The organism is Neptuniibacter marinus (genome assembly GCF_001597725.1).
GTDB classification, from domain to species: domain Bacteria; phylum Pseudomonadota; class Gammaproteobacteria; order Pseudomonadales; family Balneatricaceae; genus Neptuniibacter; species Neptuniibacter marinus.
In genome coordinates, this window is the sequence record NZ_LUTR01000113.1 from 1 (window position 1) to 232 (window position 232).

1 protein-coding gene is annotated in these 232 nt (G+C 45.3%); it reads left to right on the forward strand.

Features of this window, described 5'->3' with window-relative positions; translation table 11 throughout:
- On the forward strand, positions 1-232 hold a 232-nt coding region (locus tag A3774_RS16265; protein WP_156473750.1), incomplete at both ends, for a chorismate synthase.

Sequence of the window (232 nt, forward strand, 5' to 3'; positions counted from 1 at the left end):
ACTTGTCACAAATGGGCGATGTGTCTATCGATAAGGTCGATTGGAATGAAATCGAAAACAACGCGTTCTTCTGCCCTGACGTTGATAAAGTCGAAGCATTTGATCAGCTGATTCGTGACCTAAAAAAACAGGGTGATTCCATTGGCGCTAAGCTGCAAGTAGTGGCAACCAATGTACCAGTTGGCCTTGGTGAGCCTATCTTTGATCGTCTTGATGCCGATATTGCTCATGC